Source organism: Pseudomonas sp. 5C2, from assembly GCF_034314155.1.
Taxonomy (GTDB): Bacteria; Pseudomonadota; Gammaproteobacteria; order Pseudomonadales; family Pseudomonadaceae; genus Aquipseudomonas.
Map to the genome: position 1 here is coordinate 1649264 of NZ_JAVIWH010000002.1, position 17583 is coordinate 1666846.

Sequence of the window (17583 nt, forward strand, 5' to 3'; positions counted from 1 at the left end):
CGTATGAAAGTCATGAATTGCCCGCTGAACGGGCCGCGAAACATCACCGAATTCACCTACGGCGGCGAGTTCAAGGACATGCCTGACCCGACCACCTGCAGCGATGCGCAATGGGCACATTACGTGTTCAACAGCGAGAACGCCGCAGGCGTGGTCCGTGAGTGGTGGATGCACAACGCGTCCAGCTACTGGTTCCTGGCCGAACGACACACCGTCACCGATGAAATTCTGCGTACCTTCGATGCCCGGGAAGTCTATAACCAGCGCGTCGAGTTCAGCCCTGCGGAGCACAGCAATGAGCCAGCCTGATTCCACTTTTGAAAGCCGCTTGCCGTTGCCCATGGGCTTGCTGATTGATCGTCAGCGTCCACTGGCGTTCAACTTCGATGGCAAGGCCTATACCGGTTTTGCCGGCGACAGCATCGCCAGCGCCCTGCTCGGCAATGGCCGTTATTTGCTCTCGCGCTCATTCAAATATCACCGCCCTCGCGGGCCGTTGACCATGGCCGGGCAAGATGCGAACACCCTGGTGCAACTGCCAGATGAACCCAACGTGCTGGCAGATACCCATTGGCTGCAAGCCGGTGCCGAAGTCAGCGGGCAGAACTACAGCGGCACATTGGACAACGACCGCGATGCGCTGCTGGGCAAGTTCTCACGGTTCATGCCCGTGGGGTTTTATTACCGTTCGTTCTACAAGCCCAAGGGCATGTGGAAAATATGGGAGCCGCTGATCCGCAAGAAAGCCGGGCTGGGCATCCTCAACCTGGACTTCAAACCCGAGTATTACGACAAGGCTTACCTGTTCGTCGACCTGGCCGTGGTGGGTGCCGGTCCCGCCGGTTTGCAGGCGGCACTGACCGCCGCCAATGCCGGGGCCAAGGTATTGCTGATCGAACAACAGCGTCTGCTGGGTGGTGCGCTCACCTATGCACGCTTCGACGTACAGGGCACGCAAGCCGATAAAGTGCGCCAGGCACTGGTAGATGCAGTCAGCCAGCATGCCAACATCCAGGTTCTCACCGAAGCCACGTGTAATGGCTGGTTCACCGACAATTACCTGCCGGTGATCAAAGACAAGCGCATGTACAAAGTGCGCGCCAGCCAATGCATCATCGCCTCCGGCGCTTTCGACCAGCCGGTGATTTTCCGCAACAACGACCTGCCCGGCGTGATGCTGTGCAGCGCAGCCCAGCGCCTGATGAAGCTTTACGCGGTCAAACCCGGCAAGCGTGCGGTGGTCCTTACCGGCAATGACGACGGCTATCGCACCGCCCTGGACCTGATAGAACAGGGTGTCGACGTCGCCGCCGTGGTCGACATGCGCAACAGCGCAGACGATGCGCGCCTGGCTGCAGAGCTCAAACGCCTGGGCATCACCGTGCACCTGCAACACACGGTTTATGAAGCCTTGCACAGTAAGGGCATGCGCCATATCAGCGGCGTCGATGTCCGGCGGATCACACGCCGTGGCGAAGTCGACCAAGGCAGCCTGCAACTCGATTGCGACCTGCTGTGCATGACTGCCGGTTACATGCCGGTCTATCAACTGGCGTGTCAGGCAGGCGGTAAGTTGGCCTACGCCGACCCTTCGGCCGAGTTCGCCATCACTGGCCTGCCGAAAAACCTGGCCATCGCCGGCTCCGTGAACGGTCGTCATCTGCTGGAAAACGTACTCAAGGATGGCGCCAAAGTCGGTGCACAAGCGGCGGCGGCACTGGGACTGTCAGCGGACTATCAGGAGCAGACCTTAAGCCCGGAACAGCGGGTTAACTTCGACTGGCCGATTTTCCCCCACCCAAGTGGCAAGGAATTCGTCGATTTCGATGAAGACCTGCAAATCCGCGACATCATCAACGCTACACGCCACGGGTACCGCGACGTGCAGTTGGTCAAACGCTTTTCCACGGTGGGCATGGGGCCGTCCCAAGGCCGTCATTCCGCCTTGCCAACGGCGCGACTGGTTGCCGCCAGTACCCAGCGCACCGTCAGCGAAACCGGGGTTACCACGGCGCGTCCGCCCTTCGAAGCGGAAAAACTGGCGCATATCGCCGGACGCAGCTTTGACCCGATTCGTCGTACCGCGATTCATAACCGCCACCTGCAAGCGGGCGCGAAAATGATGCCGGCAGGCAACTGGCAACGTCCGGCCTATTACGCTTTCAAGGATGAAAAAGGTCAGCCAGCGACACGTGAACGCTGCATGCAGGAAGAAGCTCTTCACGTACGCCTGGGCGTCGGGCTGATCGACGTCTCGACCCTTGGCGGCTTGGATATTCGTGGCCCGGACGCCGCCGAGCTGCTGGAGCGGATGTACACCTTCGCCTTTGCCAAACAACCCATCGGCCGCACTCGGTATGCGCTGATGACCAACGAACACGGGGTAGTGATCGACGACGGTGTCTGTGCGCGACTGGCCGATCAGCATTTTTATGTCACGGCCACCACCAGCGGCGTCGACCGGATCTATCAGGCGATGCTCAAGTGGAATGTGCAATGGCGTCTGAACGTCGATATCGCCAACGTCACTGCCGCCATCGCAGCAGTCAACCTGGCCGGGCCCGACTCGCGCGAAGTGTTGGGAAAGCTCTGCGCCGATATCGACCTGTCGCCTGACGCCTTCCCCTATTTGGGCGTGCGTCAGGGCACCGTTGCAGGGATCGCGGCGCGGGTCATGCGCGTCGGTTTCGTCGGCGAGCTGGGTTATGAAATCCATGTGCAGGCACGTTATGCCGAATACCTGTGGGACACACTGATGGATGCGGGCCAGGCACACGGCATTCGCCCGTTCGGCGTCGAAGCCCAACGTTTGCTGCGCCTGGAAAAGGGCCACGTGATCATCAGCCAGGACACCGATGGCATGACCCATCCGGCAGAGATCGACATGGGCTGGGCCATCTCCCGCAAGAAACCGTTTTTTGTCGGGCGCCGCTCCGTGGACATCCTCGAAGCCCAGCCGCTCAAGCGCAAACTGGTCGGTTTCAGCCTGCCCAAAGGCAGCAGTCAGCCACTGGAAGGTCATCTGGTGCTCAAAGGACCGGACATCAGCGGCAACGTCACCTCCTGCGAGTACTCGCCGACGCTGGGCATGATCATCGGTCTGGCGTATGCCGCCGTCGATCAAAGCGTCCCCGGCCAGCAGATTCCGATTCGGGTGGAAGGCGGTGAAGTGGTACAGGCCACGGTGGTCAAACTGCCGTTCTTCGATGTCGACAGCAAACGCCAGGAGTTGTAAGCATGGTCACTCTTAACGCCAAAGATTTTCGCCAGCGCAGCCCTCTGTATACGCTGCAGGCCACCGCCCGACTGGCACGCCTGGGTGACAGCCTGATCGTCAGCCGCTATGCCGAGCAGGACGAAACAGCACAACTGGCCCGCTGCGCCCTGCTTGACCTGAGTAATCTGGCGCGGGTCGGCTTTCGTGGGGTCGATGCCGCTGCGCATCTGCACGCGGAGCAATTCGATCTGCCGACCGCACCCAATCGCTGTGTAACGCAAGGCGATGGCAGCCATGTCGCCCGCCTTTCGCAGACCGAGTATTTCCTGCTGGGCAGTTTTCAGGATGCCGGTGCACGCTTGCAGAAGCTCGAAGACCAGTGGCAGTTATCCGAAAAGGGCTGCTATTTGCTGCCACGTCAGGACAGTCACGCATGGCTGGTGCTGACCGGCGAACACATCAGTTCAGTAATGGCCAAGGTCTGCGGCGTCGATCTGCGCCAACAGGCATTCGCCCCGGGTGCCGTGGCGCAAACCTCAGTGGCACGGATGAGCGCAATCATCATCAACGGCTCGCAACCGGACTTGCCACTGTTCCACATCCTGTGTGATCGGGCTTCGGCCCAATATTTGTGGGACGCGTTACTGGATGCCATGCAGGAGTTTGGTGGCAAGCCTGTTGGGGTCGATGCGTTGTTGGCATAGCCCATGAACGCGAAATAATTCGCCCACAGGAGATCGCAATCCTCTGCAGGAGCAGCCTTCGGCAGCTCCTGCAATGGATTTATGATCGCCGCTGACACCCAGGAGACGCTGTGAACAGCATTGAAGAGCCCTCGCAAGACAGCGATTACCGTGTTCCGGCCCTGCAACGCGGGCTGTGGATTTTGCAGCTGTTCAGCAGCGCCGAACGGGTGCTGAGCATGAACGACATCGCCGAACGCCTGGGGGTCAGCGTGTCGTCGATCTACCGCATCGTGCAGACGCTCAATGGCATGGGCTACCTGAAGAAAGTCGCGAAGAACACCTATGAACTCGGCCCGCAGGTCATCGCCGATGGCTTCACCTACCTGGCCAGCCGCGACTTGGTGGACGTCGCGATCCCCTACCTCAACATCCTGCGTGATCGCAGCTCGCTGTCGTGCCACCTGGCTGTGCGCGAGCAGACCGACAGCGTCTATATCTACCGCGCCTTCGCCTCTCAACGATTGTCGGTCAACGTGCCCATTGGCACCCGGATCGCCTGTCACTGCACGGCGCTGGGCCGGGTGCTGCTCAGCGACGTGAGCGAAGCCACCCTGATCAGCCTGTATCAGCACGTACGCTTGGACGATTACCCGGCACCCGCGCCCAAAACCTTGCCCGAGCTGCAACAAATCGCCGAGCAGGACCGGCAACTGGGCTGGGTACTGCACCGCTCTGACTACTCCACCGCTATCGCCACCAGCATTCGTGATCATCGGGACGCCGTGGTCGCGGCCATCAACCTGTCCGGGCCAGACGCGATCATGGACAATCCTGAAAATCGCGAACGCTTCAAGAACATGCTGCTGGACAGCGCCCGCCTGATCTCTGCCGAGATGGGTTTCAACGCCTGACACTCAGAGCAGGCTCTTTGCACCCGGCTCTATACCAACAGCAATTTGTAGTGCCATGCGTTTGTTCACCAAGCATAGATCCAGATCAATAAACCCCACGGGCAAGCCGATTACCCTCAGCGGTTTTTGCGACCGACGCTGCCATGACCCTCTCAACCCCGGAACTGCTCGCCCCCGCTGGTACCCTGAAAAACATGCGTTATGCCTTCGCCTACGGCGCAGATGCGGTGTACGCCGGCCAGCCGCGCTACAGCTTACGAGTGCGCAACAACGAATTCGATCACGCCAACCTGGCCCTCGGCATTCAAGAAGCCCAGGCCCAGGGTAAGCGCTTCTACGTGGTGGTGAACATCGCGCCGCACAACGCCAAGCTCAAGACCTTCCTGAAAGACCTGGAGCCGGTGATTGCCATGGCCCCGGACGCGCTGATCATGTCCGACCCTGGCCTGATCATGCTGGTACGCCGACACTTCCCGCAGATGCCGATCCACCTGTCAGTGCAGGCCAACACGGTGAACTGGGCCAGTGTCGAGTTCTGGCAGCAACAGGGCGTGAGCCGGATCATTCTGTCCCGGGAACTGTCCCTGGAAGAAATCGCTGAAATTCGTCAGCAAGTGCCAGCCATGGAACTGGAAGTGTTTGTCCACGGCGCGCTGTGCATGGCCTACTCCGGCCGCTGCTTGCTGTCGGGCTACATGAACAAGCGCGATGCTAACCAAGGTAGCTGCACCAATGCCTGCCGCTGGAAATACTCGGCCCAGGAAGCCACGGAAAATCAGCTCGGCGAGATCGTTCAGACCTTCCAGCCCGAACCGACTCTGGGTACCGGCGCGCCGACCGATCAGGTGTTCCTGTTGCAGGAAGCCAATCGACCGGACGAACTGATGCCGGCCTTCGAGGACGAGCACGGCACCTACATCATGAACTCCAAAGACTTGCGCGCCGTACAGCATGTCGGGCGCCTGACGCAGATGGGCGTGCACTCACTGAAGATCGAAGGCCGGACCAAATCTCACTTCTATTGCGCGCGGACCACTCAGGTCTATCGCCAGGCAATCGACGATGCGGTGGCTGGCCGCGAGTTCGACCGTAGCCTGATGACCGATCTGGAATCCCTGGCTCAGCGCGGCTACACCGAGGGTTTCCTGCGTCGGCATGTGCATGATGAATACCAGAACTACCAGAACGGCAGCTCGGTTTCGGAGCGACAGCAGTTTGTCGGCGAACTGACCGGCGAGCGGCGTGATGGATTGGCCGAAGTAAAGGTCAAGAATCGCTTTGGCCTGGGCGACCACATGGAGCTGATGACGCCCAAGGGCAACTTCCACTTCGATCTGCATCAGTTGCAGAACGTCAAAGGTGAGCCGACCGAGGTTGCACCAGGGGACGGTCATACGGTGTATTTACCAATACCGGATGCGGTGGACTTGCATTTCGGGTTGTTGATGCGGGATGTAAGTGTGAGCTGAAGGCACCCTAACCCCCCCATTGCTGGTGCACCCAAGATCCGGGCATCCATACCGCGAAACCAGCGGTGCCCGGCGTCCGTGTAGTAGTGCGCATGCCCGAACTGCCGAACGGTGATGCCCACCGCGTCGTCCTGTCAGGCGGCGACTCCCTCCTGTTTAAGCCCAAAAATCTCCGCCTGCCCGCCTGCCCGCCGCAATACCCATCCTTAACCGGCCAACGCTGCACGTCCCTACCTTCCGTCGTCTTCCCCTTTCATGAACATGCAGCTGGGGCTTGCATACGCAATATTATGGTATACCATCATACAGCGACGCATTCCCCCTCCCTCTTTTCTGGAGCCGCTCATGAGTTTTGAAATTCGCAAAATCGTCAGCTACATCGAAGAAACCTTCATCGAGGGCGGCAAAGCCACCGACACGCCAGTGACCATGGTTGGCTTGGCTGTTGTAATCAAAAACCCATGGTTGGGTCGTGGTTTTGTTGAAGATTTGAAGCCGGAAATTCGGGCCAACTGCTCCGATCTGGGCGCACTGATGGTCGAGCGTCTGATTGCCACCATCGGCGGTGCGGACAAGATCGAAGCCTATGGCAAAGCGGCCGTGGTCGGCGCCGATGGAGAAATCGAGCACGCCTCTGCGGTGATCCACACCCTGCGTTTCGGCAACCATTACCGCGAAGCAGTCAAAGCCAAAAGCTACTTGAGCTTCACTAACAAGCGCGGTGGTCCAGGCACGTCGATCCAGATTCCGATGATGCATAAAGACGATGAAGGTCTGCGTTCGCACTACATCACCCTGGAAATGCAGATTGAAGACGCCCCGCGCGCGGATGAGATCGTTGTTGTCCTCGGTTGTGCCAACGGGGGTCGTCTGCACCCACGCATCGGCAATCGTTACATCGATCTGGAAGAACTGGCCGCAGAGAAAGCCCAGTAACCCATAAGATTTGCAGGAGCGATCCATGATTCGGCTCACCGCTGAACGTACCCCGGCCGGCACCAGCTATCTGGCGACCGGCCAAGGCCAACCCGTGGTACTGATCCATGGCGTGGGCCTGAATAAAGAGATGTGGGGCGGCCAGATCGTTGGTCTCGCTCCGCACTACCGCGTGATTGCCTATGACATGCTGGGGCATGGCGCCAGCCCGCGCCCGGAACCGGGCACCGGGCTGCTTGGCTACGCCGATCAGTTACTCGAATTGCTCGACCATTTGCAGCTGCCGCAAGCCACGGTGATTGGTTTCTCCATGGGTGGATTGGTCGCTCGCGCGTTCGCCTTGCACTATCCAGAGCACATGCTCGGGCTGGTGGTGCTCAACAGCGTGTTCAACCGTAGCGCCGAACAGCGCGCCGGGGTCAACGAGCGGACGACTCAAGCCGCCGAACATGGCCCTGATGCGAATGCCGAGGCGGCGCTGTCACGCTGGTTCAGTCGTGAATACCAGGCTGCTAATCCTGGGCAGATTGCCGCGATCCGCCAGACGCTGGCCGGTAATGACCCACAGGGCTATCTGACCACGTATGAGCTGTTCGCCACCCAAGACATGTACCGCGCCGAGGACCTGGGCAGCATTCAGGTGCCGACCCTGATTGCCACCGGCGCGCTGGACCCCGGTTCGACACCGGAGATGGCCCGACAATTGGCTGAACGGATCCCTGGCGCGCAAGTTGCTGTCCTCGACGAGCAACGGCATATGATGCTGGTGGAGTCGCCGCGACTGGTCAACCAGGTGCTGCTGGACTTTCTCGCCTCCGCACAAACCCGACAACACCCAACAAAGGGGAACGTTGCATGACGCTCGCACGCTTCCAAATGTGCATCGACGGCCAATGGGTCGATGCCCTCTCCGGCAAGACCTTCGAAAGCTTCAACCCGGCACTGGCCCAAGCCTGGGCCGAACTGCCCGATGCAGACGAAGCCGATGTCGAGCGCGCCGTCCAGGCTGCGCAAAAGGCATTCGAGAGTCCGGCGTGGCGCGGTCTCACCGCCACCGCTCGCGGCAAACTGCTGCGACGTCTTGGCGATCTGATCGCCGAAAACAAAGAGCAACTGGCGCAGTTGGAAAGCCGCGATAACGGCAAGCTGATCCGCGAGACGCGGGGTCAGGTCAATTACTTGCCCGAGTTTTTTCACTACACCGCAGGCCTGGCCGACAAGCTCGAAGGCGGCACCCTGCCGTTGGACAAGCCCGACCTGTTTGCCTACACCGTGCATGAACCCATGGGCGTGGTAGCCGGAATCATCCCCTGGAACAGCCCGCTGTACCTGACCGCGATCAAGCTGGCGCCAGCCCTCGCGGCCGGCAACACCATCGTCCTCAAGCCCTCGGAACATGCGTCCGCAACGGTTCTCGAGCTGGCCCGTCTGGCTCTGGAAGCGGGTATCCCGCCAGGCGTAGTCAACGTTGTTACTGGCTATGGCCCCAGCACCGGTGCAGCCCTGACCCGCCACCCTCTGGTGCGCAAAATCGCCTTTACCGGCGGCGCGGCAACGGCCCGTCATGTGGTACGCAGCAGTGCAGAGAACTTTGCCAAATTGTCGCTGGAACTGGGCGGCAAATCACCGAACATAATCTTCGCCGACGCCGACCTCGACAGCGCGATCAACGGTGCCATCGCCGGTATTTATGCCGCATCCGGACAGAGCTGTGTATCCGGTTCGCGCCTGTTGGTCCAAGACGAAATCTACGACGAATTCGTCGAGCGTTTGGTTGAACGGGCCAAGCGGATTCGTATCGGCAATCCGCAGGACGACGCCAGCGAGATGGGCCCGATGGCCACCGCACAGCAATTGGCCGTCGTCGAAGGCCTGGTGGCCGACGCCATCGCCGAAGGTGCTCATCTGCGCCTGGGTGGCAAGCGCCCGCAGATGGACAATGACGGCTGGTATTACGAGCCAACCCTGTTCGAATGTGACCACAATTCGATGAAGATCATGCAAGAAGAAGTCTTCGGCCCGGTCGCGTCAGTGATCCGTTTCAAGGACGAAGCAGAGGCGCTGACCATCGCCAACGATTCGCAGTTTGGTCTCGCCGCAGGCATCTGGACCCGTGATCTGGGCCGCGCTCACCGCATGGCGCGGGATGTGCGCTCCGGGATCATCTGGGTCAACACCTACCGTGCTGTTTCGGCCATGGCGCCCATTGGCGGATTCAAGAACAGCGGCTACGGTCGCGAAAGCGGCATCGATTCGGTGCTGGCCTATACCGAACTGAAAACCGTGTGGATCAACCTGTCGTCGGCGCCGATGCCCGACCCCTTTGTCATGCGTTGAGAGGTGACCTAAGATGATCGAACCTGGCATTTACAAGGAGGTCATGGCCTCCTTCCCCTCCGGGGTCACAGTGGTCACCACCCTGGACCCCGAAGGCGGCATCGTCGGCATCACTGCCAGCGCCTTCAGCGCGCTGTCGATTGATCCGGCACTGGTGCTGTTTTGCCCCAACTACGCCTCCGATACGTACCCGATCCTGCGCAACAGCAAACGATTCGCCATTCATTTGCTGTCGGCGGATCAGCAGGCGGAGGCCTACGCCTTCGCCGGTAAAGGTAAGGACAAAGCCAAAGGCATCGAGTGGCACCTGAGCGAACTCGGCAACCCGCTGCTGGCCAAGGCCACTGCGATCATCGAGTGTGAACTGTGGCGCGAATACGATGGCGGCGACCACGCGATCATCGTTGGGGCAGTGAAGAACCTGATTCTGCCTGATCAGCCGGCGACACCGATGATCTATCACCGTGGCAAGCTGGGCCCCTTGCCCACCCTCGCCTGAGCAAATGTTTCAGGGCCGCACGCCACCCTATTCGGTCGCGGCCCCTTTTTATTTCCGGGAGCCGGCATGACCCCAGCAGCCTCGCAACTGTTTCGCCAGCAGGCCTTTATCAATGGCCAATGGTGTGACGCCCAAAACGGTACTCGCCACGCCATCTACAACCCGGCCACGGGTGAAGTCATCGGTCACGTGCCGAACCTCGGTGCAGAACAAGCCCGAGAAGCCATCGCCGCAGCCCATGCCGCCTGGCCGGCCTGGCGCGCACGCACGGCCAAAGACCGCAGCACGGTGCTCAAGCGCTGGCACGCGTTGATGCTGGAAAACGCCGACGCCCTGGCCGAGATCCTTACTCTGGAGCAAGGCAAGCCACTGGCCGAAGCCAGGGGTGAGGTCCTCTATGCCGCCAGTTTCATCGAGTGGTTCGCCGAAGAAGCCAAACGCATCTATGGCGACACCATTCCCAGCCACAAGGGCGATGCGCGGATCGTCGTCAGCAAGGAGCCAATTGGCGTCGTCGCGGCGATCACTCCGTGGAATTTCCCGGCGGCGATGATCACCCGCAAAGCCGGTCCGGCACTGGCTGCCGGTTGCCCGTGCATCGTCAAACCGGCCCCGGAAACACCGTTCTCGGCATTGGCCATGGCCGTGCTGGCGGAACAGGCGGGCATTCCCGCAGGGATTTTCAACGTAATTACGGGCGATGCTATTGCCATCGGCGCCGAGCTGACCAGCAGTCCCGAGGTGCGCAAACTGTCCTTCACCGGCTCCACGACCATTGGCAAGTTACTGATGGCCCAATGTGCCTCGACGTTGAAAAAGGTCTCTCTGGAACTCGGCGGTAATGCCCCCTTCATTGTGTTCGACGATGCCGACCTGGAGCGCGCGATCGAAGGCGCCTTAATCGCCAAATTTCGAAACGCCGGACAAACCTGCGTCTGCGTCAACCGCTTCCTCGTGCAGAGCGGCATCCATGATGCTTTCGTCGCCCGGCTTGAGGAGCGTGTCCGCGAACTGAAGGTCGGCGACGGTTTCGACGAGGGCGTCAGCCAAGGCCCATTGATCAACGATCGGGCAGTGGCCAAGGTCGAGGACCATGTGCAGGATGCCCTGGCTAAAGGCGCTCGCCTGGTCTGCGGCGGCGAACGGCATGCGCTGGGCCATGGTTTCTTCCAGCCAACGGTGCTCGCGGAGGTGACACACGAGATGAAAGTCGCCCGCGAGGAGACCTTCGGTCCGTTGGCCGCCGTATTCCGCTTTGACAGCGAAAGCGAGGCCTTGCGCCTGGCCAACGACACTGAGTTTGGTCTCGCAGCCTATTGCTACACCCGCGATCTGGGCCGTTCATGGCGCATGAGCGAAGGCCTGGAGTACGGCATGGTCGGGATCAACGAGGGGCTGATTTCCACAGAAGTCGCGCCCTTCGGTGGAATCAAGTCCTCGGGCCTCGGCCGCGAAGGGTCGAAATACGGCATTGAAGATTACCTGGAACTCAAATACACCTTGATGGGGGGGCTTTGAGGGCTTGTCGCTTAAAGAACCCGACATGATAAACTCCGCCATTGTTTTGAATAATGACTGGAGCGCCGCAGATCCTCGATCAAGGTGCTCCTTTTGCATGGACAGCCCCACTCAGAGCGGCCCCAATGAAACGCCTGCCACTTGACGACAGCTTCAAAGTCAATCGCAACCCCATTACCCTGCGCGAAATCGTGCTGGATAAACTGCGAAGCGCCATCATGAACTTCCAGCTTTTGCCGGGAGACCGTCTGGTCGAGCGAGATCTTTGCGAGCGTCTGGGCGTCAGCCGTACGTCGGTTCGTGAAGCCCTGCGCCATCTGGAATCCGAAGGGTTGGTTGAATTCGCCGACGCCAAGGGTCCGAGTGTCGCGATCATCACCCTGGAAGACGCCTGCGATATCTATGAGCTGCGCTGCGTGCTCGAAGGCCTGATCGTCCAGTTATTCACCCTCAGAGCTAAAGCCAAGGACATTCGCGCCCTGGAGAAAGCTCTCGAGGAGAACCGCAAGGCGCTCAAAGACGGCGAACTGCAGCAAGTACTCGACTCGGTGCAAGGCTTCTACGACGTTCTGCTGGAAGGCTCGGGCAATCACGTCGCGGCGACCCAGTTGCGCCAGTTGCAGGCCCGCATCAGCTACCTGCGAGCCACCTCCGTGTCCCAGGAAAACCGTCGCGGCGTCAGCAATCTGGAAATGGAACACATAGTCGAGGCGATCAAGAGTGGCGATCCGTTGGCCGCGCATCAGGCCTCGGTCGACCATGTGCGGGCAGCCGCCAAAGTGGCGCTGGACTATCTTAAGTTAAAGCAGAACGAAACCGGCAAGGTGCGTGAAATCGTCTCGCCCATCGCCCTCAAAGAACCGCGCATAGGTCGCTGAACATGCCCAGCCCGCGCTTTTGCCCGCAATGCGGTAGCAGTGATCTCGGTCATCAGCTCCCGCCTGGCGACACCCATGAGCGCTTGATGTGCAGCGGCTGCGGTTACATTCATTACATCAACCCGAAGATCATTGCCGGCTGCATCATCGAGCAGGACGGCAAGTACCTGCTGTGCCAACGTGCGATCCCGCCACGTCCCGGCACCTGGACCCTCCCCGCAGGCTTTATGGAAAGTGGCGAAACCACCGAGCAAGGAGCCCTGCGCGAGGTTTGGGAAGAAACGGGCGTGCGTGCAGAAATCATCTCGCCCTACTCTATCTTCAGCGTGCCGCAGATCAGCGAGGTCTACATTATCTTCCGCGCCATCGCCGTGGAGAACACGGGGCAATATGGCCCGGAAACCCTCGACTGCCGCTTTTTCGCACCCGAAGACATTCCCTGGGACAGCATCTACTATCCGGCCATCCGGCAGATCCTCGAACGCTACATAGAAGAACGCCAAGCCGGGGTCTACGGTATCTATATCGGCAATGACGACAGCGGAAAAATCCATTTCATCCGCTGAACCCTCCGGCTAGCGCTCAAGACTCATACCCCTCGACGATAATCACCTCCGCCTTGGCCGCACCTTGGCGGTACTCGCACGCCTGCTGATACTGCTCCGAGTGGTAGCACGCCAGCGCCTGCTCGTAGGATTCGAACTCGATCACCACGCTGCGTTGCGGCGTCGCCCTACCCTCCATCGCTTCGGAACGCCCGCCACGGGCCAGCAGTTTGCCGCCAAAAAGCGCGAACGCTGCTGGCGCACGCTGGGTGTATTGCGCGTATTGATCCAAGTCGGTGACATCGACGTGAGCGATCCAGTAAGCCTTCATGGCGACCTCGTTATTTCGGTTTAATTTGTATTATGGTATACCAGAAAAATAAACCCTCTACCATTCGCCATACAGAGAGCCCAAGCATGGCCTTCAATAGCATCGAAGAAATCATCGAAGATTACCGCCAAGGCAAAATGGTCCTGTTGGTCGACGATGAGGATAGAGAAAACGAAGGTGACCTGCTGCTCGCCGCCGACCGCTGCACGGCTCAGGCGATCAGCTTCATGGCCCGGGAAGCACGCGGCCTGATCTGCCTTACGCTGACCGACGAACATTGCCAGCGCCTGGGCCTGGAACAGATGGTGCCGAGCAATGGCAGTGCGTTCAGCACGGCGTTCACGGTCTCCATCGAAGCCGCCAGCGGTGTCACCACCGGGATCTCCGCTGCTGACCGCGCACGCACTGTCGAAGCCGCTGTCGCAGCCAACGCCCGAGCAGAAGACCTGGTGCAGCCGGGGCATATCTTTCCATTACGGGCCAAGGAAGGCGGCGTGCTGACCCGTGCTGGGCACACCGAGGCTGGCTGTGACCTCGCGCGCCTGGCGGGTTTTACCCCGGCGTCGGTGATCGTTGAGGTGATGAACGATGACGGCACCATGGCCCGCCGTCCCGACCTCGAAGTGTTCGCGGCCAGACACGGTATCAAGATCGGCACCATCGCCGACCTGATCCATTACCGGCTTAGTACCGAACGCACTGTAACCCGCATCGGCGAGCGCGAACTCCCTACCGTTCACGGTACTTTTCGGCTTATCACCTACGAAGACCGGATCGAAGGTGGCGTCCATATGGCCATGGTTATGGGCAATATTCGTCGCGAAGCCCCGACCCTGGTGCGCGTGCATGTGATCGATCCACTGCGCGATCTGGTGGGTGCCGAATACACTGGACCGTCGAACTGGACGCTGTGGGCAGCGTTGCAAAAAGTAGCCGAAGAAGGCTGCGGCGTGGTGGTGGTACTCGCCAACCATGAATCTTCGCAGGCGCTGCTTGAGCGGATTCCGCAACTGACCCAGCCACCACGGCAATACACCCGCTCGCAATCACGCATCTATTCAGAAGTCGGTACGGGGGCACAGATTCTGCAAGACATCGGCGTGGGGAAACTACGCCACCTCGGGCCGCCACTGAAATATGCAGGGTTGACGGGGTACAACTTGGAGGTGGTGGAAAGCATTCCGTTTACGGGCTGATGGCGTCAAACACGCTCAGGCAGGTGACGAACCAAACAGAACAAAAAAACAAGACAAAGACAGACAATCGGTGAGGCGAAACCCTTGCAGAAAGTTTGGAATACCATAATATGATATTCCATAGACCGGATAGTTTTCCAGGTGCGCCTGAAAGGGACAGCACACAACAACAGCGCCTGGCACGGTCAATGTTCAAGGCTCCAATGGACCTACTGCTCCCGATAGGCGGGCGTCAACAGCCCGCTCAAAACACAACAAATGAGGGCGTGAAAATGGTGTTGAATAAACGTGCAGCTGCGGTACTCGCGGCAAGCTTACTGGCAGTAACTTGTAACGCGGCCATCGCCGCCGACAGCATGAGTTTCGTCAGCTGGGGCGGCTCCACCCAGGACGCGCAAAAGCAGGCCTGGGCCGATCCCTTCAGCAAAGCCAGTGGGGTCAAGGTGGTTCAGGACGGCCCAACCGACTACGGCAAACTCAAGGCGATGGTCGAAAGTGGCAACGTGCAATGGGACGTGGTCGATGTAGAGGCTGATTTTGCCCTGCGCGCAGCGGCTGAAGGTCTGCTTGAACCGTTGGACTTCAAGGTTATCCAGCGCGACAAGATCGACCCGCGCTTCGTCTCCGATTATGGCGTTGGTTCGTTCTTCTTTTCCTTCGTCCTCGGCTACAACGAAGGCAAGCTGGGCGGCAAAGCCCCACAGGACTGGACAGCACTATTCGACACCAAGACCTACCCCGGCAAACGCGCCCTGTACAAATGGCCGAGCCCTGGCGTGCTTGAACTGGCGCTGCTGGCCGACGGTGTGCCCGCTGACAAGCTCTATCCGCTGGACCTGGATCGCGCGTTCAAGAAACTCGACACTATCAAGAAAGACATCGTCTGGTGGGGCGGCGGCGCGCAATCCCAACAACTGCTGGCCTCCGGTGAAGCCAGCCTCGGTCAATTCTGGAATGGCCGTATCCATGCACTGCAAGAAGATGGCGCACCGGTCGGTGTGAGCTGGAAACAGAACCTGGTCATGGCCGACTTCCTGGTCATCCCTAAAGGATCAAAGAACAAGGATGCGGCCATGCGATTCCTGGCCAACTCCAGCTCTGCCAAAGGCCAAGCCGACTTCTCTAACCTGACCGCCTATGCACCGGTCAACACCGACAGCGTGCAACGTCTGGACTCAGTACTGGCACCTAACCTGCCGACTGCCTACGCTAAGGATCAGATCACTCTCGACTTCGCGTACTGGGCCAAGAATGGTCAGACCATCGCGACACGGTGGAACGAATGGCTTCTCAAATGAAAATGACGGCCACCGCGCTCCGTCAATCCAACCCGGTCGGGAGCGCCTCTGGCGCTGCCGTCCCGGCTCCAGACAAGGCTGCGGTCATGAAGCATTCCACTCCACTGATGCAGCGTTGGCGCGGTGCCAGCAACCTGATCCCGGCGCTGTTGTTCCTCGGCTTGTTTTTCTTCGCGCCGCTGGTCAGCCTGTTACTGCGCGGCGTGCTTGAGCCCACGCCGGGGCTGGGAAACTATGCCGAGTTGTTCGCCAATTCCGCATACGCCCGTGTGCTGTTCAACACCTTCGCCGTGGCGGGTCTGGTAACGGTATTCAGTCTACTGCTGGGCTTTCCCCTGGCATGGGCGATCACCCTGGTCCCTCGTGGCTGGGGGCGCTGGATACTCAATATCGTCTTGCTGTCGATGTGGACCAGTCTGTTGGCGCGGACCTATTCCTGGCTCGTGCTGCTCCAGGCTTCCGGGGTGATCAATAAGGCCTTGATGGCCATGGGCATTATCGATCAACCCCTGGAAATGGTGCACAACTTGACCGGGGTGGTGATTGGCATGAGCTACATCATGATCCCGTTCATCGTTCTGCCGCTGCAGGCCACCATGCAAGCGATTGACCCCATGGTCCTCCAGGCCGGTTCCATTTGTGGCGCCAGCCCATGGAGCAATTTTTTCCGGGTGTTCCTGCCATTGTGCCGTCCGGGGTTGTTCTCCGGCGGCTTGATGGTGTTCGTCATGTCTCTGGGCTACTACGTCACCCCGGCCCTGCTGGGTGGCGCGCAGAACATGATGCTGCCGGAATTTATCATCCAGCAGGTGCAGTCCTTCCTCAACTGGGGTCTGGCCAGTGCAGGTGCAGCATTGCTGATCCTGATCACTCTGGTGCTGTTCTACTTCTACCTGAAGCTGCAACCGGAATCCCCGGTCGGCTCCAGCAACTCGAGGTAAACCATCATGTTATTGACCGCCAATGCGATGAGCCGGCGCATGCGTCTGGGCCTTTACCTCACAACCGGAGCTATTGCGCTGTTTCTGCTGCTGCCCATCGTGTTCATCGTGCTGCTGTCGTTCGGTTCATCTCAGTGGCTGGTGTTCCCGCCACCAGGGTGGACGTTGAAGTGGTACAGCCAGTTTTTCTCCAATGCCGACTGGATGGACGCCGCCTTCGCCAGCCTCAAGGTCGCGGTCCTAACCACGATCTTTGCTGTAGCTCTGGGCTTGCCGACCGCCTTTGCCCTGGTGCGCGGGCGCTTCCGGGGCCGGGAAATGCTCTACGGCCTGTTCACCCTGCCAATGATCGTGCCGCTGGTGATCATCGCCGTGGCCGTGTACGCGTTGTTCCTCAAACTGGGTTACACCGGGACGATGTTTGCGTTTGTGGTCAGCCATGTGATCGTCGCGTTGCCGTTCACCATTATCTCGATCATCAACTCACTGAAACTGTTCGACCAGTCCATCGAAGACGCCGCTGTGATCTGTGGGGCTTCGCGCCTGCAGGCGGTGTTCCGGGTGACATTCCCGGCGATTCGCCCCGGCATGGTGGCGGGCGCCCTGTTCGCCTTCCTGGTGTCGTGGGACGAGGTGGTGCTGAGCGTGATGATGGCCAGCCCGACCCTGCAAACCTTGCCGGTAAAAATGTGGACCACCCTGCGTCAGGACCTGACACCTGTGATCGCCGTCGCCTCGACGCTGCTGATCGCGCTGTCGGTGCTGGTCATGGTGATCGCCGCCGCTGTGCGCCGGCGCAACGAAGTCAGCGCCTGAGCGCC

At 59.8% G+C, this 17583-nt stretch carries 17 protein-coding genes; 16 read left to right on the plus strand and 1 reads right to left on the minus strand.

Going from position 1 to position 17583, the window contains the following annotated elements:
- Positions 1 to 3: 3 nt before the first annotated feature.
- From RGU44_RS08270 to RGU44_RS08325, 12 genes are all read left to right on the plus strand, one after another.
- Positions 4 to 309: a sarcosine oxidase subunit delta gene (locus RGU44_RS08270; protein WP_322179004.1), complete on the plus strand. Its 306-nt coding sequence runs from the start codon at positions 4 to 6 to the stop codon at positions 307 to 309.
- Positions 296 to 3235, plus strand: a complete 2940-nt coding sequence (locus tag RGU44_RS08275) for a 2Fe-2S iron-sulfur cluster-binding protein (RefSeq protein ID WP_322216592.1) — start codon at positions 296 to 298, stop codon at positions 3233 to 3235. Before RGU44_RS08270 ends, RGU44_RS08275 begins: the two co-directional genes overlap by 14 nt.
- Positions 3236 to 3237: 2 nt before the next feature.
- Positions 3238 to 3921 carry a sarcosine oxidase gene (locus tag RGU44_RS08280; RefSeq protein ID WP_322179002.1) on the plus strand — a complete coding sequence of 228 codons (684 nt, stop codon included), beginning with the start codon at positions 3238 to 3240 and terminating at the stop codon, positions 3919 to 3921.
- A 110-nt stretch (positions 3922 to 4031) separates the two neighbouring features.
- Positions 4032 to 4814 carry an IclR family transcriptional regulator gene (locus RGU44_RS08285; RefSeq protein WP_322216595.1) on the plus strand — a complete coding sequence of 261 codons (783 nt, stop codon included), beginning with the start codon at positions 4032 to 4034 and terminating at the stop codon, positions 4812 to 4814.
- A gap of 143 nt (positions 4815 to 4957) precedes the next feature.
- On the plus strand, positions 4958 to 6283 hold the full coding sequence (yegQ, locus tag RGU44_RS08290; RefSeq protein WP_322216598.1) for a tRNA 5-hydroxyuridine modification protein YegQ: 1326 nt from the start codon (positions 4958 to 4960) through the stop codon (positions 6281 to 6283).
- A 345-nt stretch (positions 6284 to 6628) separates the two neighbouring features.
- Positions 6629 to 7219 carry an amino acid synthesis family protein gene (locus RGU44_RS08295; protein ID WP_322216601.1) on the plus strand — a complete coding sequence of 197 codons (591 nt, stop codon included), beginning with the start codon at positions 6629 to 6631 and terminating at the stop codon, positions 7217 to 7219.
- A 25-nt stretch (positions 7220 to 7244) separates the two neighbouring features.
- The gene (locus RGU44_RS08300) at positions 7245 to 8078 is read left to right on the plus strand and encodes an alpha/beta fold hydrolase (RefSeq protein ID WP_322178998.1); all 834 of its coding nucleotides are present in this window, start codon (positions 7245 to 7247) and stop codon (positions 8076 to 8078) included.
- On the plus strand, positions 8075 to 9556 hold the full coding sequence (locus RGU44_RS08305) for an aldehyde dehydrogenase (protein ID WP_322216603.1): 1482 nt from the start codon (positions 8075 to 8077) through the stop codon (positions 9554 to 9556). Before RGU44_RS08300 ends, RGU44_RS08305 begins: the two co-directional genes overlap by 4 nt.
- Before the next feature lie 13 nt (positions 9557 to 9569).
- A complete protein-coding gene (locus RGU44_RS08310) occupies positions 9570 to 10055 on the plus strand; it encodes a flavin reductase family protein (protein WP_322216606.1) in 486 nt (161 codons plus the stop codon).
- A 66-nt stretch (positions 10056 to 10121) separates the two neighbouring features.
- Positions 10122 to 11573, plus strand: coding sequence for an NAD-dependent succinate-semialdehyde dehydrogenase (locus RGU44_RS08315; RefSeq protein WP_322216609.1), 1452 nt, complete (start codon positions 10122 to 10124; stop codon positions 11571 to 11573).
- 125 nt (positions 11574 to 11698) lie between these two features.
- The gene (locus tag RGU44_RS08320) at positions 11699 to 12451 is read left to right on the plus strand and encodes a GntR family transcriptional regulator (RefSeq protein ID WP_219059903.1); all 753 of its coding nucleotides are present in this window, start codon (positions 11699 to 11701) and stop codon (positions 12449 to 12451) included.
- Between the two features lie 2 nt (positions 12452 to 12453).
- Complete coding sequence (locus RGU44_RS08325) at positions 12454 to 13017, plus strand: NUDIX hydrolase (RefSeq protein ID WP_322178993.1); 564 nt, start codon at positions 12454 to 12456, stop codon at positions 13015 to 13017.
- Between the two features lie 16 nt (positions 13018 to 13033).
- Here RGU44_RS08325 and RGU44_RS08330 read toward each other — a convergent pair whose 3' ends face one another.
- The gene (locus tag RGU44_RS08330; protein WP_322178992.1) at positions 13034 to 13327 is read right to left on the minus strand and encodes a DUF1330 domain-containing protein; all 294 of its coding nucleotides are present in this window, start codon (positions 13325 to 13327) and stop codon (positions 13034 to 13036) included.
- An 86-nt stretch (positions 13328 to 13413) separates the two neighbouring features.
- On the opposite strand from RGU44_RS08330, the gene ribBA reads away from it, so the two are divergent.
- The 4 genes from ribBA to RGU44_RS08350 all read left to right on the plus strand — a co-directional run bounded on the left by ribBA (position 13414) and on the right by RGU44_RS08350 (position 17578).
- Complete coding sequence (ribBA, locus tag RGU44_RS08335) at positions 13414 to 14523, plus strand: bifunctional 3,4-dihydroxy-2-butanone-4-phosphate synthase/GTP cyclohydrolase II (protein WP_322178991.1); 1110 nt, start codon at positions 13414 to 13416, stop codon at positions 14521 to 14523.
- Between the two features lie 272 nt (positions 14524 to 14795).
- Positions 14796 to 15821: an ABC transporter substrate-binding protein gene (locus RGU44_RS08340; protein ID WP_322178990.1), complete on the plus strand. Its 1026-nt coding sequence runs from the start codon at positions 14796 to 14798 to the stop codon at positions 15819 to 15821.
- Entirely contained in the window at positions 15818 to 16762 is a 945-nt protein-coding gene (locus RGU44_RS08345) for an ABC transporter permease (protein ID WP_322183131.1), read from the plus strand. The genes RGU44_RS08340 and RGU44_RS08345 overlap by 4 nt, the downstream gene beginning before the upstream one ends.
- A gap of 6 nt (positions 16763 to 16768) precedes the next feature.
- A complete protein-coding gene (locus tag RGU44_RS08350) occupies positions 16769 to 17578 on the plus strand; it encodes an ABC transporter permease (protein ID WP_322178989.1) in 810 nt (269 codons plus the stop codon).
- Positions 17579 to 17583 lie beyond the last annotated feature (5 nt).

What these genes read in the sequence shown, in the direction of transcription:
- RGU44_RS08300 (WP_322178998.1), top strand. Translation starts at nt 7,245, where the DNA reads ATGATTCGGCTCACCGCTGAACGTACCCCGGCCGGCACCAGCTATCTG.
- RGU44_RS08270 (WP_322179004.1), top strand. Translation starts at nt 4, where the DNA reads ATGAAAGTCATGAATTGCCCGCTGAACGGGCCGCGAAACATCACCGAA.
- RGU44_RS08305 (WP_322216603.1), top strand. Translation starts at nt 8,075, where the DNA reads ATGACGCTCGCACGCTTCCAAATGTGCATCGACGGCCAATGGGTCGAT.
- RGU44_RS08315 (WP_322216609.1), top strand. Translation starts at nt 10,122, where the DNA reads ATGACCCCAGCAGCCTCGCAACTGTTTCGCCAGCAGGCCTTTATCAAT.
- RGU44_RS08280 (WP_322179002.1), top strand. Translation starts at nt 3,238, where the DNA reads ATGGTCACTCTTAACGCCAAAGATTTTCGCCAGCGCAGCCCTCTGTAT.
- RGU44_RS08330 (WP_322178992.1), bottom strand. Translation starts at nt 13,327, where the DNA reads ATGAAGGCTTACTGGATCGCTCACGTCGATGTCACCGACTTGGATCAA.
- RGU44_RS08340 (WP_322178990.1), top strand. Translation starts at nt 14,796, where the DNA reads ATGGTGTTGAATAAACGTGCAGCTGCGGTACTCGCGGCAAGCTTACTG.
- ribBA (WP_322178991.1), top strand. Translation starts at nt 13,414, where the DNA reads ATGGCCTTCAATAGCATCGAAGAAATCATCGAAGATTACCGCCAAGGC.
- RGU44_RS08310 (WP_322216606.1), top strand. Translation starts at nt 9,570, where the DNA reads ATGATCGAACCTGGCATTTACAAGGAGGTCATGGCCTCCTTCCCCTCC.
- yegQ (WP_322216598.1), top strand. Translation starts at nt 4,958, where the DNA reads ATGACCCTCTCAACCCCGGAACTGCTCGCCCCCGCTGGTACCCTGAAA.
- RGU44_RS08345 (WP_322183131.1), top strand. Translation starts at nt 15,818, where the DNA reads ATGAAAATGACGGCCACCGCGCTCCGTCAATCCAACCCGGTCGGGAGC.
- RGU44_RS08295 (WP_322216601.1), top strand. Translation starts at nt 6,629, where the DNA reads ATGAGTTTTGAAATTCGCAAAATCGTCAGCTACATCGAAGAAACCTTC.
- RGU44_RS08320 (WP_219059903.1), top strand. Translation starts at nt 11,699, where the DNA reads ATGAAACGCCTGCCACTTGACGACAGCTTCAAAGTCAATCGCAACCCC.
- RGU44_RS08325 (WP_322178993.1), top strand. Translation starts at nt 12,454, where the DNA reads ATGCCCAGCCCGCGCTTTTGCCCGCAATGCGGTAGCAGTGATCTCGGT.
- RGU44_RS08275 (WP_322216592.1), top strand. Translation starts at nt 296, where the DNA reads ATGAGCCAGCCTGATTCCACTTTTGAAAGCCGCTTGCCGTTGCCCATG.
- RGU44_RS08350 (WP_322178989.1), top strand. Translation starts at nt 16,769, where the DNA reads ATGTTATTGACCGCCAATGCGATGAGCCGGCGCATGCGTCTGGGCCTT.